Origin of the sequence: Corynebacterium sp. HMSC077G07 (genome assembly GCF_001809225.1) — a bacterium.
Taxonomy (GTDB): Bacteria; Actinomycetota; Actinomycetes; order Mycobacteriales; family Mycobacteriaceae; genus Corynebacterium; species Corynebacterium jeikeium_D.
In genome coordinates, this window is the sequence record NZ_KV796550.1 from 1 (window position 1) to 23,776 (window position 23,776).

The 23,776-nt window shown below is 58.1% G+C and carries 19 protein-coding genes; 9 read left to right on the plus strand and 10 right to left on the minus strand.

Going from position 1 to position 23,776, the window contains the following annotated elements; translation table 11 throughout:
• The first annotated feature begins 155 nt into the window (after window positions 1-155).
• Window positions 156-911, plus strand: coding sequence for an SDR family NAD(P)-dependent oxidoreductase (locus tag HMPREF2562_RS09725; protein ID WP_168162083.1), 756 nt, complete (start codon window positions 156-158; stop codon window positions 909-911).
• A 90-nt stretch (window positions 912-1,001) separates the two neighbouring features.
• Window positions 1,002-1,445, plus strand: coding sequence for a DUF2871 domain-containing protein (locus tag HMPREF2562_RS09730; RefSeq protein ID WP_069359716.1), 444 nt, complete (start codon window positions 1,002-1,004; stop codon window positions 1,443-1,445).
• A 112-nt stretch (window positions 1,446-1,557) separates the two neighbouring features.
• On the opposite strand, the gene HMPREF2562_RS09735 is transcribed toward HMPREF2562_RS09730, so the two are convergent.
• The 3 genes from HMPREF2562_RS09735 to HMPREF2562_RS09745 are packed head-to-tail and all read right to left on the minus strand — an operon-like array spanning window position 1,558 to window position 6,047.
• Window positions 1,558-4,182: an ABC transporter permease gene (locus HMPREF2562_RS09735; protein ID WP_070549930.1), complete on the minus strand. Its 2,625-nt coding sequence runs from the start codon at window positions 4,180-4,182 to the stop codon at window positions 1,558-1,560.
• Between the two features lie 21 nt (window positions 4,183-4,203).
• Window positions 4,204-4,998: an ABC transporter ATP-binding protein gene (locus HMPREF2562_RS09740; RefSeq protein ID WP_172954627.1), complete on the minus strand. Its 795-nt coding sequence runs from the start codon at window positions 4,996-4,998 to the stop codon at window positions 4,204-4,206.
• A 17-nt stretch (window positions 4,999-5,015) separates the two neighbouring features.
• Window positions 5,016-6,047: a pseudouridine synthase gene (locus HMPREF2562_RS09745; protein ID WP_070546475.1), complete on the minus strand. Its 1,032-nt coding sequence runs from the start codon at window positions 6,045-6,047 to the stop codon at window positions 5,016-5,018.
• A 297-nt stretch (window positions 6,048-6,344) separates the two neighbouring features.
• Between HMPREF2562_RS09745 and HMPREF2562_RS09750 the strand changes: the two genes are divergently transcribed.
• From HMPREF2562_RS09750 to HMPREF2562_RS09760, 3 genes are all read left to right on the plus strand, one after another.
• Window positions 6,345-7,244, plus strand: coding sequence for a universal stress protein (locus HMPREF2562_RS09750; RefSeq protein WP_005510554.1), 900 nt, complete (start codon window positions 6,345-6,347; stop codon window positions 7,242-7,244).
• Between the two features lie 344 nt (window positions 7,245-7,588).
• Window positions 7,589-7,882, plus strand: a complete 294-nt coding sequence (locus HMPREF2562_RS09755) for a GlsB/YeaQ/YmgE family stress response membrane protein (protein ID WP_049171710.1) — start codon at window positions 7,589-7,591, stop codon at window positions 7,880-7,882.
• A 377-nt stretch (window positions 7,883-8,259) separates the two neighbouring features.
• The gene (locus tag HMPREF2562_RS09760; RefSeq protein WP_048731284.1) at window positions 8,260-8,880 is read left to right on the plus strand and encodes a TetR/AcrR family transcriptional regulator; all 621 of its coding nucleotides are present in this window, start codon (window positions 8,260-8,262) and stop codon (window positions 8,878-8,880) included.
• A 52-nt stretch (window positions 8,881-8,932) separates the two neighbouring features.
• On the opposite strand, the gene yidC is transcribed toward HMPREF2562_RS09760, so the two are convergent.
• From yidC to HMPREF2562_RS09780, 4 genes are all read right to left on the minus strand, one after another.
• The gene (gene yidC, locus HMPREF2562_RS09765; RefSeq protein WP_016421685.1) at window positions 8,933-10,291 is read right to left on the minus strand and encodes a membrane protein insertase YidC; all 1,359 of its coding nucleotides are present in this window, start codon (window positions 10,289-10,291) and stop codon (window positions 8,933-8,935) included.
• 196 nt (window positions 10,292-10,487) lie between these two features.
• Window positions 10,488-10,841 carry a histone-like nucleoid-structuring protein Lsr2 gene (locus HMPREF2562_RS09770; protein WP_016421684.1) on the minus strand — a complete coding sequence of 118 codons (354 nt, stop codon included), beginning with the start codon at window positions 10,839-10,841 and terminating at the stop codon, window positions 10,488-10,490.
• 348 nt (window positions 10,842-11,189) lie between these two features.
• On the minus strand, window positions 11,190-12,947 hold the full coding sequence (locus HMPREF2562_RS09775; RefSeq protein WP_224783757.1) for an alkaline phosphatase D family protein: 1,758 nt from the start codon (window positions 12,945-12,947) through the stop codon (window positions 11,190-11,192).
• A 160-nt stretch (window positions 12,948-13,107) separates the two neighbouring features.
• Entirely contained in the window at window positions 13,108-13,887 is a 780-nt protein-coding gene (locus tag HMPREF2562_RS09780; RefSeq protein ID WP_016421682.1) for a DUF6474 family protein, read from the minus strand.
• A gap of 173 nt (window positions 13,888-14,060) precedes the next feature.
• Between HMPREF2562_RS09780 and HMPREF2562_RS09785 the strand changes: the two genes are divergently transcribed.
• Window positions 14,061-15,881: a ribonuclease H-like domain-containing protein gene (locus HMPREF2562_RS09785; RefSeq protein WP_049193125.1), complete on the plus strand. Its 1,821-nt coding sequence runs from the start codon at window positions 14,061-14,063 to the stop codon at window positions 15,879-15,881.
• Between the two features lie 4 nt (window positions 15,882-15,885).
• Here the strand turns inward: HMPREF2562_RS09785 and HMPREF2562_RS09790 are convergent, their stop codons facing one another.
• The 3 genes from HMPREF2562_RS09790 to HMPREF2562_RS09800 form a co-directional block, all read right to left on the minus strand.
• Window positions 15,886-16,731 carry a crotonase/enoyl-CoA hydratase family protein gene (locus tag HMPREF2562_RS09790; protein ID WP_070549932.1) on the minus strand — a complete coding sequence of 282 codons (846 nt, stop codon included), beginning with the start codon at window positions 16,729-16,731 and terminating at the stop codon, window positions 15,886-15,888.
• A gap of 170 nt (window positions 16,732-16,901) precedes the next feature.
• On the minus strand, window positions 16,902-17,498 hold the full coding sequence (locus HMPREF2562_RS09795; RefSeq protein WP_005510435.1) for a superoxide dismutase: 597 nt from the start codon (window positions 17,496-17,498) through the stop codon (window positions 16,902-16,904).
• Window positions 17,499-17,634: 136 nt separating this feature from the next.
• Window positions 17,635-19,641, minus strand: a complete 2,007-nt coding sequence (locus tag HMPREF2562_RS09800) for an alpha/beta-hydrolase family protein (protein ID WP_240593264.1) — start codon at window positions 19,639-19,641, stop codon at window positions 17,635-17,637.
• Between the two features lie 81 nt (window positions 19,642-19,722).
• On the opposite strand from HMPREF2562_RS09800, the gene HMPREF2562_RS09805 reads away from it, so the two are divergent.
• The 3 genes from HMPREF2562_RS09805 (at window position 19,723) to HMPREF2562_RS09815 (ending at window position 23,767) form a co-directional block, all read left to right on the plus strand.
• Window positions 19,723-20,670, plus strand: a complete 948-nt coding sequence (locus HMPREF2562_RS09805; RefSeq protein WP_070549933.1) for an L-lactate dehydrogenase — start codon at window positions 19,723-19,725, stop codon at window positions 20,668-20,670.
• Window positions 20,671-20,808: 138 nt separating this feature from the next.
• Entirely contained in the window at window positions 20,809-22,770 is a 1,962-nt protein-coding gene (locus HMPREF2562_RS09810; protein WP_049171694.1) for a pyruvate kinase, read from the plus strand.
• A 118-nt stretch (window positions 22,771-22,888) separates the two neighbouring features.
• Window positions 22,889-23,767, plus strand: coding sequence for a hypothetical protein (locus tag HMPREF2562_RS09815; RefSeq protein WP_049190927.1), 879 nt, complete (start codon window positions 22,889-22,891; stop codon window positions 23,765-23,767).
• Window positions 23,768-23,776 lie beyond the last annotated feature (9 nt).

The window sequence follows — 23,776 nt, forward strand, 5'->3', positions numbered from 1 at the left end:
GCCCACTTTTGTGCCCACGAGTAAACAACATTAACTAGCGTTTTAATGCGACATTTTTTGTTCGTTTGCTCATTCCTATGTGGCACGCTTCGTCGTCGCCGTTTTAATTGCTCGACTCAGTCGGCTGTATCTTGGAATTCATGCGAGTGGGAATCGTGACTGGAGCATCTCGGGGCATAGGCGCCGTCTTTGCCGATAAACTTGGGCAGCTACGTCCAGACCTAGATGAAATTTGGTGTGTTTCTCGTAGCTACAACGATGATTCTTCCGGTGAGGACGCTGAGTTCTCGCAGAGGCAAGGTCCTCGTCTTCGATATCTTTGTCTAGATCAGTCCGATGATGATTTTGGCGATAAACTCCGGAATCATGTTGACCGCCATCACGCGACGATAGTTTATTTAATCCTCAATGCCGCGTATGCGAATTATGGCGATGTTAAAACCCAGGATTTTTCGCAGGCTGATCAAATGATACAGACGAATATTCGCGGTACGGTCGCAGCGGTTTACTCGCTAAACGATTTATTCGAAAAGAACGGCCACATCATTTTCGTTTCATCGATCTCAGCTGTAGCACCAACTCCAGGGCTGGCGGTGTACACAGCATCGAAAGCGTTTATTCGGCACTGGGGTATCTGCCTTAGAGAGGAATTGAAACCTAATGGTGTAACTGTAACTATTTGCTACCCGGGAAAGGTTAAGACCAAGGCGCTACGGGACGTCGTGAAGCAGGCGAAGTCGGTGAAGTTGCGTCTCATGCCGGAGCAGAATCTCAATTATCTAGTGGAGCGCACGTTACGTGGAGCGGAGAGGGGTCGGGCGGAGGTAGCGCCCGGCCTATATGGCCTAGTGATGGCCCTATCCAAAACTGTGCCGAAACGTGTGGTGGCTCGATTCGCGCGGTTAGTTTGAGGCCGTCTAGATTCGCGGAATCAAACTTTCGTTTAACCCCCTGGGTTTAGTCTGTTTAGAAGCCAGTGTTATCTGAGTAGGCTACGAAGTATGCGTAAGTTATTCACAGCTGCTTCGGTGTATCTCGGTCTTGGTCTGTTTTCTGGCGTTTTCTATCGTGAATTTACCCGTGCGATGGATTTTGGGGATAAAACGCAGCTCAATACGCTGCACACGCATTTCCTTGTTCTTGGCATGATTTTCTTCTTGGTTGCGCTGGCATTGGATGGGCAATTCAATATTTCAGCTGTCAAGGGCTTTGATCGCTGGTTCATCGTTCAGAATGTCGGCATTGTTTGGACGATTGGCATGATGGTGGCTAACGGTATCGTGCACGTTGTTTCAGGCCCGGAGGCCTGGGGTGCGATGTACTCGGGAATTGCAGGGCTCGGCCACATTATCCTGACGGTCGGCTTTGTGTGGTTCTTTATGCTTCTCAATAAGGCGCTGAAGAATCGAGAACGCGAGGTTCGCAAGGCCAACGCGGCCGTATAAATTGCCAGCGGAAATGCGTGAGCCGGATAGCTGATTCAGCGTAGGCGATAAGGCGAAATAGAAACCCCGTGCAGAAACAATATCTGCACGGGGCGCTTTCATATAACGGCGACTACTCGTCTGCGATAGCGGCCAGGGGCGGTGTCTTCGCGGCCTTCTGACCAGGGCCGAGAGCAGCAATAATGCCCACAAGCGCAGACCCAAGCAGCATGAGAACAATCTGCAGCCACGGTACCGCGATAGTATTCAGGCCCTCATCCTTCAGCACGGTCAGCAGTGACCAACCGAGGAACAAGCCGAGGACAATACCTACAACCGCGCCGAAAATGGAGATTTCCACAGATTCCAGGCGAATCATCCGGCGAATCCCCGAGCGCTGCAGGCCGACGGCCCGAAGCATGCCAATCTCCTGGCGGCGCTCGACAACTGAGAGTGCGACAGTATTGATAATTCCCAGAATCGAAATGATGACCGCCAGTGCCAGCAGCGCGTACACGATTCCCAGCATGACATCGATAGAGGCATTCGCGAGGCCCGCAAACTCCTTAGCAGTCATCACCTGTACTACGAGGTAGTCCGCAACTGCGTCGCTAAGCTTTTGCTTCATTTCATCCATGGAGCCGCTGTCTGACGCGATGGAATCAGAAACATCGACGTAGGTCTGGAACGGCAACAGGTGGCTGCTTTTGACATATTTATGGGCGGCTTCGTCGGAGACAATAATCGACTGGCCGGGATCATTCGTGTCAGCAAAAATGCCGGTGACGGGGAGCCGTGTTATGCCGCCTTTGGAAACCACTGCGAGTTCAGTGCCAACGTTCCAACTATTCTTTTTCGCTGTTGATTCGCTGATGACAATTCCCGCATCCGACTCGGCCAGATCCAGGGAGCCCTGGATGGCGCGAGTGCCGTACCATTTGCCGACGTTGGAGTTGAAAACCGACGCATTACTAGATTCCGGTCCGACTTCAGTTTGTTCGCCGTCGGAAGCTATCATCGTGGCGGCTTCCTCAGGCGGGATCACCAGCAGCGCACCAATCGACAAAGTTGCGGTGTCGTCGACACCATCGATATCCTTCACTGCGTCCTCGACCCCAAGCGGCAGGGCCGAATGCGCGGTCAGAGGTGGCGAGAGCACGAAGTCAGCCGTCAGATTGGTCTCTGACCACTCATTGACCGCCTCCTTCATGGACACACCGAACATGCCAATCACAGTCACCAGCGCAAGCCCGAGCGTCAGTGCAAACGATGTGGTTCCCGTTCTGCGCGGATTGCGGTGGGAGTTCGTCGCCGCAAGCTTGCCGACGGTTCCAAAAGGCGCACCTACGACGCGCCCCAGTCCTCCGATCAGAGGCATGGACAGCGCGGGGCCGACAAGCCAGACGGAGGCTACGGCCATCACTGCACCGACACCAACGAAGACGGCACGAATCTTGGTTTCTGCGTCGTTCCACTGCAATGCCCAGGCAATGATTGCGATCGCGGCGGACGCCAGCACAGTACCGGTCCACGTCCTAGCACTGAGGCTATTGCTGGTTGTTTGATCCCCAGAGCGCATGGCTTCTACAGGAGGGACCGCGCCAGCGCGGGCGGCCGGCGTCCAGGCGGCGATCATGGTGATGGCCACGCCGACAAGGAGAGGAACGATGACTGCCACCGGTTCGAATGTCAGGCCATCGCCGGGCATGGAGATACTCATGGCATCGAGAAGCATGAATAGCCCCTGGCTCAGCCCAAATCCCGTGATGACACCTAGTGCGGAACCGATGAGGCCAACAATGAATGCCTCCAAGAGGACGGACGCAGTGAGCTGTCGTCGTGAAGCACCGAGGGCGCGGAGGAGAGCGAATTCCTTCATGCGCTGAGTGACCAGCATGGTGAAAGTATTGGAAATGATGAAGATCCCGACCAGCAGCCCGATGAGCCCGAAAGCGATGAGGAAGTAGTTGACAAAGCTTAAGGCAGAGGAGACACGTTCGGAGGCCTCGTCGGCGAGCTTAGAGCCTGCCTCTACCTTGAGCTCGGGGAATGCTTCTGCGACATCACGGGTAAGCGTGGCAGCGTCAGTGGTGGAATCGGCGGCGAGGGTGAACATGTCCATATGGCTGTCCGCGCCGTAGAGCTCTCGCCACTGATTCTGGGTGAAAAAGACCGCGAGGTAGCCGGTTTCGTCGATGGAGGTATCGGCGATGCCGACGACCTTCACCGTCGCCCGCTCGAGACGGGTGGCCACCTTGATTTCAGTGCCGACGTGGAGGTTGCCGAGTTCGGCGGTAGTGGAGTTGACGACCACCTCACCTGGTGTTTCCGGCGCGTGCCCCTCGGTAACCGTGACCTTGTTGCCCACCGCTTCGGCCGCTGGATAGTAGGGAAGACCCATCGATGGCGAACCATTGGTTTGAATCGGCTTGCCGTCGGCTCCCGTGGCCGTAATGCTGTTGTTGGGATCGCCAATGTTGAGGGCTCGGACCCCGGGGAAGCTTTCGATTTTCTGCGCGGTTTCTTCGGTGAGAGCACCGGGATTGTCAGCTGGGGCCGTCACCACCACGTCGACACCGTCATAAGCGGTACTCATTGCGCCCTTAAAGGCCTTGTCCAGCGATGATGTGAACACAAATGCGCCGGTGATGAAGGCTGTGCCCAGCACGACCGAAATAATTGTGAGCACGAGGCGCAACTTGTGCGAGGTGATATTACGCCAGGCGACGCGGCTTAGCGTGGAAGACGATGATGCCATGGGGAGAGATGACCTGCCTTCCTAAAGATTCTCAATATCTGCCATGCGCGCCAAAATATCGGCGGGCGTGGGGTTGCGAAGCTCGTCAACCACACGGCCATCCGCGAGGAACACAACACGGTCTGCGTAGGATGCGGCGGTGGCATCATGCGTCACAATGACAACGGTCTGGCCGATGTCATCAACCGCATCGCGGAGAATCGTCAACACCTCACGGGATGAGTTCGAGTCCAAGTTGCCCGTCGGCTCATCGCCAAAGATGATCTCCGGCCGGCTGACGATAGCACGCGCACAGGCGACACGCTGCTGCTGGCCACCGGACAGTTCCGAGGGGCGGTGCGTAAGCCGTTCTTTAAGCCCGAGGCGCGTGGTGATTTCCTCGAACCACTGCTTATCCACCTTACGACCAGCGATATTGATAGGCAGGGTGATGTTCTCCGCCGCTGTCAACGTCGGCACCAAGTTGAAGGACTGGAACACAAAGCCCAGGCGGTCACGCCGCAGCGCCGTAATCTCCTTGTCCGACAGCTTCGACAGTTCCGTCGTGCCGATGTACGCGCTTCCCGACGTCGCGGAGTCCAAGCCGGCCATGCAGTGCATCAATGTCGACTTACCCGACCCGGACGGCCCCATAATCGCGGTGAACTCACCAGCGGCAAAAGAGATATCGACATGGTCCAGTGCAGTAACAGCGGCATTGCCGACACCGTACTTCTTGGTGAGCCCCTCAGCGTAGGCCGCCGCTGGTGGGGCGGAATGCTTCAAAGAAGACTCAGCGGATGATTTGGTGGGGCGTTTTGCATGCTTGGCAGACATGGGGGAGGGGCTCTCTTCTAATTAGATTTGATCAACGGCGAATTAATATCCGGCAGCGAAAGCGGATTGAAAACGCTGCGGCGGGAATGGAACGTTCGTTGTTCACCAGTCACGGGGTCAGCGAAACTCATTTCTACACAGACCAGGTGCAGGGGCTCCGAGGCATTCTCGGCCTCCAGCGGCAGAATCTCCGGGTAGTACTGGTCACCCAGGATGGGAAAGCCCAGTTCACTCAAGTGCAGCCGCAGCTGATGAGTGCGTCCGGTGATGGGCTTCAATTGCCACAGCGCAACGCGACCACTGTCGGCAGCGAGGCCGTCGGCGTCCGAAGGCACGTCGACAAGCGAAATGCGCTCGATGATGGTGTGGGCGTTTGGCTCGCCCTCGAGAGTATAAGCCTGCATCTGGCCAGCAATTTTGTGCTGTCGTGTGCGCAATTCCAGTGGGGTCTCGGGCAGGGCTTCGCTGGCCGCGCCAGCGATGGGTGTAGGCGACGTCAGTGCGTGGTAGCGCTTAGTGACTTCCCCCGATGCGAAAAGCCCCTGGTAGGCGCCGCGAACCTCGCGCCGGGCGGTAAAGATGAGCAACCCCGACGTCAGCCTGTCGAGGCGATGCGCGGGAACCAACTCCGGATTACCCAGCTCCCGCCGCAGGCGAACCACAGCAGTTTCCGTAATATGTCGGCCGCGCGGCATCGTTGCCAAAAACGACGGCTTGTCGACGACCACAAGGTTGTCATCTTGAAAGACAATCGGCATCGGCCCCGCGATTGTGCGCTCCGGTGCCGGGGTGCGGTAAAACCACATTTCCGCGCCGGGCTTCACCATGTCATCTGGACTGTAGGGCACTGAGTTGGCGCGAACGACGAGCCCATCTGCAAAACGCTTGGCCACAGCCGTTTCATCATCGTCTGGGTGGCGGTGGGTTTGACCTGCGATAGCGCCTGCGAGCAGATCCCACGCACGGGTGGGGGCATCGCCACGACGCCCGGGAGCGGCGATGCGGGAGGGGTTGAGCCCATCGCGAATGGGCAGTGGCATGCGACGCATACGGCTGACTTTAACAGGTGCCCCGGATTCACCCGGCGGGCAAGCGGAGCTGCTGGCGCAGGGCTGTGTTGGTACCGCCCCTAATGGCGTAGGTGGACAACATTCTGCCCTGTCGGTCGCAACATAATGGGGGTAGGGTGGAGGTGAAAGTAATAAAAGGGTTGGCTCGGAAGAGTTGACTAAATAGCAAAGCTTGTCCATTAAAATGGCGTCCAAGCAGGTGCGATAGGTGTAGCTGCGTTGCGGTCGGGCCGCGGAGAGCCAATTTTTATGGATCGCATAATAAGGAGGCAATCAATGCCAAGGCAGAACATCATTGTGTGCGCGGTCGATGGCTCGGAGGCATCCAAGACCGCCGTCAAGTGGGCCGCTAACACCGCAGTGAAGCGCGGTGAGCCGCTCCGTCTGGTCAGCAGCTACTCCATGCCGCAGTTCCTCTACGCAGAGGGCATGGTTCCGCCGCAGGAGCTTTACGACGATCTTGAGGCCGAGACCCTGGAGAAGATTAACGAGGCCAAGAAGATTGCCCTCGACTTCGCACCGTCGGTAGATGTCAGCCACCAGATTGAAGAGGGCAGTCCGATTGACATGCTGCTCGACCTGTCTGAGCAGGCAACCATGGTGGTTATGGGCTCTCGCGGTCTGGGTGGGCTCTCTGGCATGGTCATGGGTTCGGTTTCCGCCGCTGTTGTTTCCCACGCATCGTGCCCGGTTGTTGTTGTCCGCGAGGACAACCTGGTAACCGATGAGACCAAGTACGGTCCTGTCGTTGTCGGTGTCGATGGCTCCGATATTTCCGAAAAGGCAACGGAGTACGCATTCCGTGAGGCCGATGCTCGTGGTGCCGAACTGATTGCGGTTCACACCTGGATGGACATGCAGGTACAGGCTTCCCTGGCTGGCCTTTCTGCAGCTCAGAGCCAGTGGCAGGTTGTGGAAGAGGAGCAGAAGGCTCTGCTCGGCCACCGTCTGGAGAAGTACGCTAAGAAGTACCCGGAAGTGGCCATCAAGAAGGTTGTTACCCGCGACCGCCCGGTTCGTGCTCTGGCTGATGCCTCGGAAGGCTCGCAGCTGCTGGTCGTCGGCAGCCACGGCCGCGGAGGTTTCAAGGGCATGCTGCTCGGCTCCACTTCGCGTGCACTCCTGCAGGCGGCTGCTTGCCCGATGATGGTCGTCCGCCCGGAGACTGACGCCTAAAGCGCCCTTCGAGGGGGCTGAGAAAAGACGCCGGCGGCGGTCGTCGAGGCGCGGTTAGCGCCGAGAGTAGAAACCGTTACCGAATATTTATAAGTAGAACCTAGCCGGTTTCCGACAGGTGTCGGGGCCGGCTTCGGTTTATCCAAATGAGGCCTCTCGTCTGCATAAACCCTGTTTTCATGCAGAAAGTGCAGATTTTATAAGAGTTTTCCTGTGGCTATCCGACTGTTATCTCGCTAGTTTCTCAGTGGCCGAAATGGCCTGATAGTGCTTGCAGTGTATGCAAGAGTTTTCGGAAAGACTTATAGTTGAGTCAGAACGATTTCGGGAAAGGAATATCTATCATGAACGAGATTCTTCTTGCTGCCTCCTTTAGTCCCACGATGGGCTTCATCAGCTGGATTATCATCGGTGGTCTTGCCGGCTGGATCGGCTCTAAGATCATGAACACCGATGAACAGATGGGCGTCGTCCTGAATATCGTCGTTGGTATCGTCGGTGGTTTCTTGGGCGGTTGGCTGCTCACCCTGTTCGGCGTTGATGTCGCCGGTGGCGGAAAGTTCTTCAGCTTCCTCACCTGTCTGCTCGGCGCCGTGATCCTGTTGTGGATTGTCGGCCTGGTTCAAAAGCGCAAGTAAGCCAAGCAAAACAGCGCGACTATGCACGAAGCGTCGTAACGCTGCTATCTACTGGATAGTGAGCTAGAGCGCGGGGCATCTCATCAACATTGAGATGCCCTTTTTTTGTTGTGCGGTTGTCGTGACGTTGGCGTTCTGCGATTGTCGCGACATCTGTTGGGGGCGGCAATCATCGCACGCTAAAGTAGGACTAGAGGCTGAAAGACTGACTAGTTTGTTCTTTTACAAAATCACAGTCGCAGATACGCCTACAATGGAATATCACAGACTATGAACGCCCTGTTCAGTGCTCTGAAAGCAATGGCGCTAATGCCGGTGTTTGCGAGTAAGCAGCTGTTAGAACGGGGTGTGACTTTGGAAGGACGAGAGGTACTGCCGTGGCAGAAGCGACAACGGGCAAGGGCGCAAAAGGCGGCCGCGCTTCCTCTCGCCGTCGTAACCGCCCCAGTCCGCGGGAGCGCCTCCTGGCATCAGCGACAACTCTGTTTACAACAGAGGGTATCCGCGTTGTCGGCATTGACCGCATCCTGCGGGAAGCTGATGTGGCCAAAGCCAGCCTGTATTCGTTGTTTGGATCCAAGGACAAGCTAGTCATTGCATATCTGCAAGACCTCGACGCCAAATGGCGGGAGGCTTGGGAGCAGCGAGTGGCCTCGTTGGATACCCCGGCGGAGAAGATTCTCGCGTTCTTTGATCAGTGTATTGCGGAGCAGCCGGCAATCGACTTCCGTGGTTCACACTTCCAGAATGCGGCTAGTGAATATCCGCGGCCGGAAACGGAGTCGGAGCAGGACATCCGTCAGGCCGCAGCCGATCACCGTTCCTGGGTTTGGCAACAGCTACACACGCTGCTGACTGAAAATGAATCTAGTATGCCGTCTGCTCACGCAAATATGCTGTTGCTCTACCTCGACGGCGGCCTCGCGGGTGCCAAGATGTCCAAGGATCTGAACCCGCTGCAGATGGCGCGCGACCTGGCCCGTGACTTGGTCACGTAAATACCTAATTCCCTTTTTTAACGCGCCCTAGTTCTCGCCTTTTGCTCACGGGCTAATCCCGGAAGCGTTTCCAGTCCGACTCCTTTGAGCCGGTGGCTTTCTTAACCATATTCTTCGTATTCTGGCCGAGCAGCATTCCCAGGTTCTTTGCAATCAGAATTGGTTTCGGCCGCTTCTGCGCCTTTTGTGCTTTCTCGGCTTGTCGTTTCATGTCTGCCCGCACTTTAGCCAGGCCGGGAAGCGGCGGAACTATACCCGAGGAAATCTTCATATCCTGCGTCAGGGACGGCAAATTGTCCTGAGCGCCAGGCCTCATCTGGGTCACCATGTAGCGAACCTTCGCAATTTTCAAAGCCTGGGCATATTCTTCGTCCTGCTTTGCTTTACGACGGTCCCGCGATTCCTTCTCAATAGCGGCATATTCGCTCTTATACTGCTTTATTTTCCACGGAGCGAATGCGGATTTGATATAAAAGCGACGCTTGGCCTGCTTTAACTTCTTCTTTTCTTCCCGCTCCGATTCGTATTCACCCTTTTGGTGGTTTTGCAGAGTTCGGAAATCGTCCGTGAGTGGGTAGGTCTTTTCTACATAGCGGGTGAGAATAATATTTTGGGTCAGTGTCCAGAAGTTATTGGTGACCCAGTAGACAATTAGAGCCACAGGTGTTGGGCCAAAGAACCCCGCGAAGAGGATCATCAGCGGTGCGTAGATAAGCATTACGCGCATGAATTTGCTGAGGAATACACTGACGCTATTGGAATAGTCGAGAGTGCGCTGCAACCGGCGGTAGGAAATGACCAAGTTAAAACCGGTGAAAATGGCCGCTGCCACGATGCCGATAATGCAGAAAGCTAACAGCGAATCATGATTGCCCCCAAGGATTTGTAGTTGCTCCGGGTCCATGCGCAGATACGCGGGTAGAGGCTGCCCCAAGAATGTCGCGCTCAGGAAGTCGGAAATCTCATCCTTAGAGATGAATCCGACATTATGAGACGCAGGCAGTCCAGGCCCCTCAGACGCCCGCAGCATGTGCCTCAGCATGCGAACAAGGCCCATAATCACGGGAATCTGGACGAAGAGGGGCGCCAGCATTACGGAGGTCTTAATACCTTCGGCTTTGCGCATTTCCTTGCTGGCAAAGTTTACGTATTGTGGCGAGTTCGGCTCGATGCTCCTGCGGTAGCGCTCCTTGAGTATAAAAAGCTGCGGCCGTAGGTTGGCCGTCTTGCGCGCCGAGATAAATTGCTGGAACGCGAGAAACGCCAGAGCGCCACGCACCGTAAACACCAGCAGGAAGAGAGAAAGCGTCCAGGACAGAGAAGATGGCAGGTGAAACACTGAGGCCAGTAAAAGGTGCCACGCCTTAAGGACAAACGAGACCAGCCAAACAAATGGTTCCAAAATAACCACGGGCCGACTCCTCCATGTCAAGGATAAGAAAAGTAAGACAACCGGATTAGGCCGGTGTGCCAATTCCAGCCGCTATCCTAGCGACTCGAATCACCTGCCCCAACTTTAAAACAGGGCCCCGCTGTGGCGGGACCCTGTCTTTAAGATAGTGAAGCTGGATGACATCCAGTGGAAGGCAAACGAACCTGGGTGAGAACTAGTTAGCGCTCTCGTACTTTTCAATAATGTGCTTTGGCAGCGCACCGCGGTCTGCAACATCCATGCCATTCTCTCGTGCCCACTGGCGAATCTTGCGATTGCGATCACGGGCCTCAGCGGCATTGGGATTAGCGGAAGAGCGCTTACGCGGAGCTACAACCGTGCTGTGATCAATAGAAGCGTTCGCAATATACGGTTCTAATACCTGCTCGAACTTCTCAGCATTTTCCTGAGAGAGGTCGAGAATGTAGTTCTTACCGCGGAAAGAGAAACGAACGACTTGGTGATCTGCGGAATCAAGCGGAGTCCCATCGAGGTCGTCGATGTACTGAATTAGTTCGCGGCGTGCCATAGAATCCCTGCCTAAGCTTGGTGCTGAACTTGTAATAATGAAGAAGGCTTACGGTGAAACTTCAATACGGTGAAATTTCAAATTAATATCAAGCCCTGTTTTCTTTCCCCCACAGTATAAGTGCAAAGAAATTTAATGTCTATTGACGATAATTGAGTTAGATTGTGCAACTTATATCGAATACATGGTTTGTTAATAATTCGATTAATTGTGCACAAGAACTTGGGGTAATAAAAAGACGGCCCTGCATGTTGTGCAGGGCCGTCGTGAACAGCAACTACGCTACTGAGAGCGCAATGCGGGGTGCGCTCTCAGTGGTCGTCGGAAAGCGAAAGGATGAGAAGGCGCTTAAGCCTGGGTCATGCCCTCACCAGGCTTGCCTCGGTAGGTAGCGGCGACGAAAAGTGGCTGGTTCGGTTCCTCCTTGACCTCGACGAGGCGGTACTCAGAGGTAACGTCCTCGCGGCCGAAGTAGACAGCGGTGTAGCCGTGGCGGTCGAACTCGAGGTAGTTGACGTACGGGTTCGCAGCCTTGAGTCCAGCGGTAGCAGCCAAGGAAATCGGGTTGTCCTGAGGCAGCTTCACAATGTCATCGATGTTCGGGGCGCTGACGGAAGTACAGACAATCTCAATGGCGGCAATACCGGCACTCGGGTACTGGCCCGGGACCTTCGGTACGTTGCAGTTCCAGGAGGAGTGAATATCGCCGGTGAGGAAGACAACGTTGTCGTAGCCCTCCTTACCCATGATGTCGATCAGCTTACGACGCTCAGCAGCGTAGCCATCCCACTGATCCAAGTTGTACGGCAGGCCGTCCTGAGGCAAGCTCAGCAGCTCAGTGACAGCGCGAGTGGCCTCCGGATCCAGCGGCGGAACCAGCACTGGAGTGAACATGACGGAGTTGCCCACGACACGCCACTTTGCGCTCGAGGAACGCCACTGGCCGAGCAGGTAATTGAACTGCTCAGAGCCGAGCATGGAGCGACTCTCATCATCGGTTTCGCCAGCGCGGATGAACTTCAGCTGCTGGTCACGGTAGGTGCGCAGGTCCAGCATGGTCAGGTCGGCGAGATCGCCGAAACGGAAGCTGCGGTAGAGCTTGCCGCCCTGGGAGAAGGGGACAGCGCGAACCGGCAGCCACTCCAGGTAAGCCTGGATAGCGGCGTCGCGGCGGGCAACGTAGTCGCCTTCGGTCTCCGGGTCGTGGTTCTCAGCGCCACTGTGCCAATCATCGTTGGCGACCTCGTGGTCATCCCAGGTCACAATCCACGGCTTTGCGCGGTGAGCTTCCTGCAGGTCCGCATCGGTGCGGTAGGTGGCGTAGCGCAGGCGGTAGTCAGCGAGAGAAATAATCTCGTGAGCCGGCTTGTGGTCACGAACCGGGCCCTTGCCGGAGTAGCCACCGGCCTCGTACTCGTAGATGTAGTCACCGACACACATAATGATGTCGATGCGGTCATTTTCCGCCATATCGCGGTAAGCGGAGAAGAAGCCACTTTCCCAGTTAGCGCAGGAGGTCAGCGCGATGCCCAGGTGATCTGGCGAGGAGTTCACCGGCGGCGCAGTGCGAGTCTGGCCAATCGGGGAAACCTGGCCCGCGTGATTACCAGCGGTGACGGTAAAGCGGTAGAAGTAGTAGGAATCAGCGGAGAGACCCTTGACATCGATCTTGACGGTGTTGTCAGCATCCGGGTCGGTGTTCAGGGCACCAGAGGCAACGATGTTGCCGAAGCCCTCATCAGAAGCGACTTCCCACTTCAGTGCAACAGGGCGGCCCTGGTTTGCACCTGCGGTGTCGCCTGGGTGCGATGTCACACGAGTCCAGATAAGAACGGAGTCCGGCAGTGGATCGCCAGAGGCCACACCGTGTTGGAAGACCTGAAAACCACCAGAACCGCCAGCATTAGCTGGGGACTGCGACTCAGGATTGGCCCCCGCACTAGTAGCGGTCGCCAGGCCGATGGCGCCAGCAGCAGCACCGGTAGCGCCGGCACGCAGTACGGCACGACGAGTAGGGGTGAATGGCTTTTGGGCTGTTGCGTCGCTGTTCGAGACTGCGCCGTTCAGATCCGAGGCTGCAGTCTGAGATTTATCTGAAGATGGCATAGCCCTCATTACAGTAGTTCTCAGTCCGTAGCGCCATCGGAGGGAGAAAATAGCCCGATACGGGGGTACTAAGAGCGAAAGCGCGACTATTGCTGCTCAACAACAGTCGCGCTTAGTTCGACGAATCTCGGCGAGTGGCCTTAACCCGAAGCGGCCAGGTTTACGCGCCCAGCTCCGAAATGATCTGGCGATCCAGAGAATCCAGCTCTGCGGTAATGGAGTGGTGTGCGCGACGACGCTGCTCCGGGGTCATCTTCTCGGCAGTGTTAATGGCGTCAGTCATGACATCCAGACGCGAGTTGGCGTCCTTGATAAAACCATCGGTACCCTTGACACCCGACTTACGCAGCTCTGTCAGTGAACCACGAGTGGCCTCAATGCGGGCCAGCAGCGGCGCACCGTGCCCCTGGTAACGAGCGGCATCATTAGCGGAAACACCGAACTTCTGCGCGGCCGAAGAGTGTTCACGGCGCTGAATGGCAGTGATGGCGCGGTAGGCCAGCGGAACCAGCACCGGTACCAGCAGGCGTGCGCCACCGATCCACGACTTTGCCTTGTCCTTGTTGAAGCCCTGGCTGCGCTGCTGTTGCAGGATCTTCTCGGCCATCTTGGTCTGGTGGCGCTGCTTGGCGGCCAGCGCCTTCTTCTCGTCCTTGGCACTCGCCTTGCGGATCTTCTCCGCGCGCTTCAGAGCACGGTTTTCCAGCTTGAGTTCCTTCTTACCGAGCTTTTCCTCAGAACGAACGCGGCCAGCGGCCTCCTTCAGCTCCAGCTTGTGTTGGTGCTTCTGGTCGCGCTTAGCGGCCTTGACCTCAGCCTTATGTGCCTTGCGATTAAGTCGAGCTGCGTGGCGAGCCTCTTCCTTAGCCTTCGCCTTGGCAGCCTTCACCTGCTTGGCGGTTTCGCGCCGACGCTCACGGATGTCACCCAAGAAGCTCATTTTTTCCTTCGCCTAGTTGCTCGCAGATAGTCCCTCCGGAAAAGTGGGGCGGAAAACCCGTAAACCCCACCGCGCCGGAGTGCGCTTGCCAGATGCAGTGGCTGCATCACGATTCTTGCTATCCAAGCTTAACGTGAAACTTCCTACCGAGTGGCGATACGCTAATTCTCATTGTGACTGATTCATCCGTTTCGCGCCCGCTTCTCCACGCGAGCGACCTCATCGGCTGCCGCTACCGGCTGAGCCTCGACCTCCGCGAGGGGCGGCTAGTCGAACCTGCTTCTCACCATGAGCACCGCTTGCCGACGTCCATCGCGTCCATCCCCGGCCTGTACACAGTGGCCTCGGGACCGGACGCTCACCTGGATACCCTTGAGGCCATCGCCCGCGGAGAAAGCGTCATCACCGGTGGCGTGCTCATGCATGAGCGTCCGATTCCCGGTGGGGTGTACTCGGGAATCGACGAGATTTGCCACCCCGATCTGCTGGTCAAGGTCGATGATTCACCACAGACGACCTCACCGACGTACATGCCGGTCCTGGTTGTCACACGGCACCTGCTCTCTGCGCGCAAACCGGGCCGGCGGCGTAAGCCGTCGTCAAGCAATGCGGCGCGTGCGGCGGCGATGAAGGTGCGACTGCTGGGCGTTGATCGGCTCGGGCGTGCTGGCGTGATGGGGCGGACCCTGCGTCAGGCGATGGTTGTCACGGACGAGTGGAAGCTACGGCATTACGGACCCGATGCTGTGAAGCTTGGGCAGGCAGCGGCGATACTGCACCGCCTGGGCGTGTCCTGTGGTCTGGTGGGGGCGATTAGTGCCACCGGGATGAACCTGGATACACGGCATATTGTCATTGCCGATGAAGGTTCGCGCGTGGCCTCGTACCGGATGGCGTTGCGGGATGCGCGTGATGCCGTCGCTGCCACTCAGGGGCGACCGTCACGGTTTACGCCAGGCACCTGGCCGCTGGCGCCACGGCGCATCCGGGAGTGCCGAACCTGCCGTCACCACGACCTTTGCTTGGATGAGCTGACCGCAAGTGACGATATTTCCCTCCTCCTACCTGGCGATAAGTCCATGCGGTTGCGCAGTGTGGGCATCGACACAGTCACGGCACTGGCGCAGGCCAGTACCAACACTCCGCACGTCAGCAAGGAGCAGGTGTGGATGGCGAGGGCGCGGCTTGCCGACGTCGACGCGCTCCGGGTAGCCGCTAAGACATCGGCCACGCGTGGCGATATTGAGATGGATATCGATATGGAGGCGTACCCCAACGATGGCGCCTACCTGTGGGGAACGTGGGTGCCTGGGGAGGACTACCGCGGGTTTATCACCTGGGAGCCACCGGGGCCAGAAGGGCTCGGTGGCACGGCAGAGGCCAGGAACTTTGCGATTTTCTGGGATTACCTGATGCGTCGTCGAAATGCGGCGCATGAACAAGGCAAGACCTTCCGCGCCTATTGCTGGGCGGCAGAGGGTGAGAACTATTGGCTGCGTCAGAGCGCCACCCGGTTCGGCGGCCAGGAATTTGTGGTGCCCGCAGATTCGGCGGAGCTGGCTACAGGCGATGCGGCTGGTTCCAGTTCCGAGGCAGCTGGCCCGACAAAGATTGTGCGGGTGCCGACCCGCGAAGAAGTGGACAAGTTCATTGCCTCGGAGGACTGGGTGGACATGCTGAAGGTCGCCCGTCGCCAGATCCTCTCCACCGTCGGCATGGGGCTTAAAGTCGTGGCCCCGTGGTCGGGCTTCCACTGGCGCGACGCCGATGTTGACGGCGAGGCATCGCTGGATCTGTATCGCATTGCGACGGCCACTGACCTTGACTTTGTCTCGGAACAGTCCTTTGAAAAGCTCACGCAAGCCGAGGCTCGCGCCATGCTGCTGCGCTACAACGGCGATGACTGCCGATCGGTAGCCCACGTCCGCGACTGGCTGGATTCACAGCGCGCGGCCGCGGACCTGCCGCATGGGGATGACCTGCCGGTTCCTTAGCGCGCTAACCACGCGCCCACGTGCCGCGCCGGGCGAACTTAGGTGAGACCTTCTTCATCGCAGCATTGCGAATAATGGCCGTGTTCTTGCGGGCTAACAGCAGCAGCTGCTGTGTGCGCTCGGCACGGAATGTTGCGCGAGGAGAGCGGTGCACATCGCGGAAAAGCCGCTTCGTCGCCGCCAGCTGATCCGGCGAGCGTGTCGCCAGCTGTGCCAACTTCTCCTTGGACAGCTTGAGTGCAGCGTCCTCCGTGTCCACGGCCCACGTCGCCAGACCGATCTCAGTTGCTTCCTTGCCGTTGAGTTCTTCGCCAGACATGGTCAGCCAACGTGCAGTATCGGCGCTGACCTCATCGAGGATGGTTCGCATACCGGACATATCCGGAATCAGTCCCCACTTCGCTTCGAGGATTGACCACTTGGCATCGCTCGTAGTAATGCGGAAATCAGCACCTAGTGCAATCTGTAGACCACCGCCGTAGCAGTGCCCATGCACCGCCGCAATGACCGGCACCGGCAGGCCTCGCCAGTCCCAGCAGGCGCGCTGGAACAGGTTTGTGCCGTGGATATCGGGGACGAATGAGCGCAGGATGCGTGAGGGCTTCTTAAATGCCGAGGCGAAATCGAGTCCAGCGCAAAACGATTTGCCCTCGCCACGTAGGATTACGCCACGCAGATCACGGTCAGCTGCCAGTTTCCGGGCGACGGCGGACAGCTCGGTCAGCATCTCAAGTGTTAGACCGTTGAGTTTGTCTCCGCGGTCCAAACTGACGACAGCGATTTTCGCCGCCTCTGAATCAGCTACGGCGAGGTGTTCATAGGCGACGTTGACATTGTTGCTGGTGTTCATGGGCACTAACGCTAAACGACGGCTACGTGTGCCGCCCGGGAAATACCAAAAGTGGTCTCAAACAAGACACAAAAAACCGACCCGCTGAGGGTAAGCCCCGTCAGCGAGCCGGTAAGCCATCTTTAGCGCGCGGCAGGGACGCGTAAAAAGCCGCGCGCTGTTAGCTGAAATTACTTGGCAGCTGCGAACAGCTCTGCAGCGTAATCCCAGTTGAAGACGTTCCAGACAGCCTTGACGTAGTCAGCCTTGACGTTCTTGTACTGCAGGTAGAAAGCGTGCTCCCACATATCCAGCAGCAGAACCGGCTTCAGGTTGATGGACAGGTTGCCCTGCTGATCCGTCATCTGCTCAATAACCAGGCGCTCTGCAATGGTGTCGTAACCCAGAACAGCCCAGCCGGAGCCCTGCAGGCCCAGAGCAGCAGCGTTGAAGTGAGCCTGGAACTTCTCGAAAGAGCCGAAGTCGCGCTCGATAGCCTCAGCCAGCTCACCGGTCGGCTGGCCGCCACCGTTCGGGGACAGCAGCTTCCAGAACAGGGAGTGGTTGGTGTGGCCACCCAGGTTAAAGGCCAGGTCCTTGGACAGGCCGGTAACAGCTGCGAAGTCGCCGGACTCGCGAGCAGCAGCGAGCTTCTCCAGAGCAGCGTTGGCGCCGTTGACGTAATTAGCGTGGTGCTTGCTGTGGTGCAGCTCCATAATCTCGCCGGAGATGTGCGGCTCCAGAGCGTCGTAAGCGTAATCCAGCTCAGGAAGTTCGTACTTAGTCATTAGGAAAACTCCTCCTCAACACGTTTTTAGGTTGTGCCGTCGATGGTACTCAAGATGAGTGGATGCGCAACCATTTAAGCAATACAATTAATGCGAAATTCATAAAAAATGCTGTTCAGGGATATCTGTCACAAGTTTATGAACGCGGCGGCTGAGTGCGGCGAATCCACTTACTCACGCGCTTGAAGCGCATTCCGGCTGCGCCACCCAGGTCGTCGTCAAGCGGAATGTCGAGGATGGAAGCCCACGTTGGCAACATTTCTTCCTCGTACCGGTGGCCGTGACCACCGGGGACGGTGACGGAGGCGAGGCCGTCGATAAGCACCTGCCAGAAGGTGACGAACGGATGCCAGCGCATGGAGGGGAGAACATCGCGGCCGACGCGCTCTGCAAGCCAGTCGGGGCGGCGCCAGGCCAGTGGGTAATCCCACCAAACGATGGGGTCAGAGGCATGCTGCAGGAATGCGACGCGCGGGAATTCCCACGGCCCGAACTTGGTGCCATAGAAGGAGTGGTACAGCTCGTCGGGGCGCGTAGCGAAGCGGATGTTTCGCCCCTCGTCGATGACTGGAGCGATTTCCGGAGACCCCTTTGTCCGACGGTGCGTCAGCTCTTTCCACATCGCGGAGAACTGTGGTGCGCCCGTCCAGACAGCACCGTCGACGCGTGCGAGCATGTCAGCGGAATTCTCGAATGCGCCGAGACCGCCAAACCCGCCGAGGGATTCACCGGCGACGTAGACCTTTGGCCGGTCGTTCTCCGGCATCTTGTCGACTTCCTGCAACACCCGATGGATAAGGGTGTGGCCAGCCGCGATTGGGGTTTCGTGGTCCGTTAGCCATGCCACTGGGGAGGGGAGGTCAGAGTACTGCAGAGCGACAGTGGCGCAGTTGCCAAGGGTCAAGAACTCTGCAGCCTGCGCCGACCACGGTGGCACCCAACCGGTGCCGGTGGTGGTGAAGACAACCAGATGATCGCGCCGAAACGCGCCGGTGCGGTGCATCTCGCGGATGATGAGCTCCGCCTGTTCCCGCAGAGAACGACCTGGCACCTTGCCCGCATAAATGCGGATGGGTTCCTGCAGTTCGGAGAGCGGCTTGCCAGTGACCACCGCCAAATCTCGGGCACGGGGGCCTTCGGCGACGAAGACGCGCCCCTCGGCGCCGAGTGCGTACCACGGCTCCAAAGACCATGGACTCCCGGAACGTTCCGGCTCCCAGGGCTGCATGCGGCCTGGAACTACCAGGGTATTCAGGTATCGGGACTTCTTGGCGATGGACTCCAAAGTCCGACGGATAAGCAGTCGATCAATGCTGGCGGCCACGGCACCACCGACGATGGCACCGCTGAGAACCGGGGCGAGACCGCGCGGCAGCCAGGGGCGGAGGTTGTCCCGCAGTAAGTCATAGCCGCGATTGGCCAGCGCGGAGAGCCCCCGAGTGGTCAGGTAGAGACCACTGGCAATCATTGTGGAGGCGAACTGGCTGCGTGCGGATTCCTGCTCATCCTTGCCCACCAGGCGGCCAATTTCGCGCTGCTGGGAAATGGAGCGCAGCCACAGCGCCGCGGTGGTGGCCGTGGTGGCAACATGCCAGGTCACGGCCAGTGCGCGCTCGTGTCGAGGTGCCGGCGCAAAGCGGCTGAGCGGAGTGCTGGCCAGACGCCGCATCGTCGTGTTGTAGCCATAGCCGATAGCCACCCCGGTGACATGGCCCGCCAGCTGTGCCAGGAAGGTCACAGTAACGGTGGCGATCCGAGTACGCGGCATCAGCGAGGGGCTAAAGGCAGCCCATGACGCAATTTCTGCACCAATTAGACCGGGGTTGGAGGGAATGCCCGCTCGCAGTGCGCTGCGGATAGTGCCAGGGCCGGTACCTAGGAGACGTTCGCGAAAGACTTTGGTCGCCATCAGACTGCCGGTGCCGACTGCGCCCAGCGCTTTGGCCATGCCAGCTGTGCCAGCGACTCCTGTAATTCCCGTTCGCGCTGCTCGTGCAGCTCGCACTGTCCTGGTGGTTTCGATTGGCTGAGCTACAGGTGTGTTGCCCGTAGACGCAATCGAGGGCGCAATCGAAGTAAATGCGCGACGCAGGAATCCCATAACTCCCATCATGGCAAAATTTTTTCCACGGGGTTTATTCATCTCGCGCCAGTTTTCCGCACAAAGCGTAGCCTGTGGGGTGTCGCAACGTTTTCCGAATCGGTTGAGAAGGATCCGAGGGCTATGAAGCTATCCACAGGAAATAAGGTCGTGCTGATCGGCGCTGGCGACGTCGGCGTGGCATATGCGTACTCACTGGTCAACCAAGGCACTGTCGACCATTTGGCAATCATTGACATCGACGAAAAGAAGACGATGGGCAACGTCATGGACTTAAACCATGGCGTCGTGTGGGCGTCGTCGCGCACCAAAGTCACTCAGGGCACGTACGCCGACTGTGACGATGCCGCGCTGGTAGTCATCTGTGCAGGCGCAGCACAAAAGCCCGGCGAGACTCGCCTACAGCTGGTGGACAAGAACATGAAAATTATGAAGTCCATCGTCGATTCCGTCATGGCCAGCGGTTTTGATGGGCTCCTACTGATCGCCTCCAACCCCGTCGACGTACTCACATACGCCGCGTGGAAGTACTCCGGGCTGCCACACAACCGTGTCTTCGGCTCCGGCACCATCCTGGACACCGCACGTTTCCGTTACATGCTGGGTGAATACTACGATGTTTCCCCGATGAGCGTGCACGCATACATCATTGGTGAACACGGCGACTCCGAGCTGCCGGTGTTGTCCAGCGCCAACGTTGCAGGCGTCAGTCTGTCCAAGCGCCTCGCCGCCGACCCCACGCTTCACGACGAGCTGGAGGACATCTTCATCCGAACCCGTGATGCCGCCTACGAGATTATCGATGCCAAGGGCTCCACTTCCTACGGAATCGGTATGGGGCTGGCCCGCATTACGCGCGCCATTTTCCAGAACCAAGAGGTAGCTCTGCCGGTCTCCGCATACTTGCAAGGTGAATACGGTCATGAGGACGTGTTCATCGGAACACCAGCCATTGTGAACCGTCGAGGAATTCGCCGCGTTATCGAGCTTGAGCTGGACGAATACGAAAAGAAGCAGCTGGACAAGTCCATTCAGACGCTCCGAGATGTGCAGGATCCATTCTGGAAGTAACTGCTGGTAGCGAGAGTAGATGTCTTCTCGACATGCGCTTTCGGCCGTCTCATTTGAGAATGAGAATGCCCACCTTCTATTGGCCCGCGTGGCCGACTCTGGCCAACGCTTCGTCTTCAACACAGGAGTGCCTTCTCTATGGCAGCGCAGAGCCCTCAAGACACAGCAACTGACAACACTGAAAGCGGCGCGGCCGTACCGCGTCTGGATGACCTCATCAGCAAGGTCACTGATCTGATCACAGAGTTGGACGACGTCTCGGTGGAGGCTTCTGCACTGCTCGCAGAGGTGCCGGAAGAGCGCCGTCGGCACGCGGAAAACCTGCTGCACTACGCACACCTGCGCACAATTGACATCCGTGAGCTGCAAAACAGCTTGCACGACCTCGGCGTGACCAGTCTGACCACGGTGGAGACTTTCACCCGGGGGCGCCTTGAGCTCGCTCTCAACGCGCTGTTGGCGCTGGCGGGGCGCACCTCAGACATCGATGTCGCCCGCATTATTGCCGACGATGAGCGCGCGGATATTGCCCTGGATAACAACGCCACCGAGCTGTTCGGTCAGGAGCGCGCGGATGTCACTTCGCACATTATGGTGACCCTGCCCGCCGAGGCCGCCGACGATGCAGAGTTGGTGGAGAGCTTCGCTGCCGCTGGCATGGATCTCGCTCGCATCAACTGCGCCCACGACGGACCTGAGCAGTGGAGCCGCATGATTGACAACGTCAATGCTGCAGCTGAGAAGGCCGGTCGCCGCATCTTCGTGTCCATGGATCTGGCTGGTCCGAAGCTGCGCACGGGCGATATCGAACCGGGGCCGCGTGTGGGGCGCGCCCGTGTTGTGCGTGACGACGCTGGCACGGTCATCTCCAAGTCCAAGATTTGGCTGACTCCGCGACTGGATGAGCACCCCAAGCCAGCTCCGAGCGATTTGCCGGGGCGTCCCGCACTGCCGTTGGAAGCAGATCAGGGGTGGTTGGAACAGCTGCAGCTTGACGATGTCATTACGCTGCATGACTCCCGCTCGGCGAAGCGTCACTTCACTGTTGTGCGCATCGACACCGACTCCGAGGGCGAGGTCGAGGCTGTCCTCGCCGAGGGCGAAAAGAACGCCTGGATTGCCGAGGGAACACACCTGCGCAGCAACTACGAGGTCACGCGCGCTGGTGGCGTGCCACCGACCGTGCAAAAGCTGCGCTTCCACACCGGTGATGAGTTTATTCTCACCAGCCGCGAGGAAATCACCACCATTCCACGCACTGACGATGAAATTCCACGCGTCTCCTGTTCGCTGCCGTCTGCCGTGGCGGCTCTGAAGCCGGGCAATCCGGTGCTTTTCGACGACGGTGCGCTCGGCGCTGAGGTGGTTGAGGTCTCCGAGACGTCGTCAAGCGAAGATAGTCACGTCGATGCCCGGCTGCGTGTCCTGCGTACGAAGCCGAATGGTCAGCCGCTGGCGGCGCATAAGGGCATCAATCTGCCGAACACCGACCTGCCACTCAATTCGCTTACCGACGAAGACATTGAGCACCTGCGCTTTGTGGTGGAGCATGCGGATATTGCTGCGGTGAGCTTTATTCGCACGCAGGGGGATGCTGAGTACGTTTACAAGGTGCTCGATGAGATTGCGGCGGAACATGAGGCTGCGGGCCGCGAGGACCTGGCGTCGAAGGCTCGGAACCTGGGTGTTGTGCTGAAGATTGAGACTATTCCGGCATTCCAGAATCTGCCGGGAATCATCATCGCCAGCATGAAGCGCGCCAAGTCCGGTCTGATGATTGCTCGTGGTGACCTGGCTGTGGAGCTGGGCTTCGACCGTATGGGTGAGGTCCCAGGCCAGATTCTGACGCTGGCGCAGGCAGCCGGTGTGCCGACCATTCTGGGTACTCAGGTGCTGGAGAACATGGCCAAGGCCGGCCTGCCGTCCCGCGCGGAGATTACCGATGCGGCCTTCGCCCTGCGTGCCGAGTGCGTGATGCTGAACAAGGGGCCGCACATTACCGAGGCCATCGCGATTTTGAACAACCTGGCCCGGAAGATGGGACGTTCGCAGCGTAAGAGCCGCATCATGCTGCGGAAGATTCGCAGCTGGTCGGACTAGTGGCTGGGGTAGGGGCCGGGCTAGTTTAGGTAGGTTAGGGGGAGCGCACTTAAAAACACCGTGGGAGAAAAGACTGCGGAAGAAGCCGGCCGCGCGTACGAGAGGAGCCCTGCGGAAAATGTCTAATGAACAGGCAGAAAACGCGGGGTGGGCTGTGCCGCCGCAGTCTCCAAAACAGCAGCCACAGCAGTCCCCACCTCAGGTGGTGCTGCCACCGCAGCAGAGCTGGCAGCCGACTGTCTCGGATTCGGCCATCACAGGTGCGACGCCGCGCTGGAAGGCCGATGAGATTGTTCGCAAGCGTGCGGACAGTGTCTTTCGATGGGCAATGAGCGGCGCTGGCGTATTCGCCGCATTTACCGTATTCATCTGGATGAGCATTCTGAGTCCAGGTCAGGATCTGGTGGTTTCCCTCCTCGGCGAACTGGGAGCATGGGCTTTCGGTCTCTGCGGAATGGTTTCCCTCATTGGGCTGGGTTTTTCGGTCTACAAGACCCTCCAGGTGCTGCGTGACCGCGCAACGTATGCCCGCCCACTGCTGTCGCGCACGGCAACGGATGTGCGCACGATGCACATGTGGCCAGTGCGCAACATCACGGGGCCCGTGGTCGCGTTGGCTGAAACAGGAGTCACTGCCGTAATGGGGCCAGGTCGCTTTATCTGGTATCTGGCCTGCGTTTTGTGGCCCCTTGCAACGGGTTGGTTTATCGCTGCCGACGTGTCCAGGACGTACTTCCAGGCCGGAATCATCACTGTTTTAGCTTGTGTGACAACTGCCCTTACGGCGCGGCTACTCCGCTACGTGTTGGCTCCCGAGGAAGTGCATCGCAACATTCCCGTTGGGGCAGGTCGCGAGCGCACCCAGCCCGGTTTTTGGTCCAAGGGCTTCATCCCCAGCGAAGCTACCGATGAACAGGGGGAGGCGGGCGCGTTGGCCGTCGACAAGCAGCTTTTCGAAGGAACGGCGAGCGAATTCGTCGACGATTTTTATAAGTAGCCCAGGCAG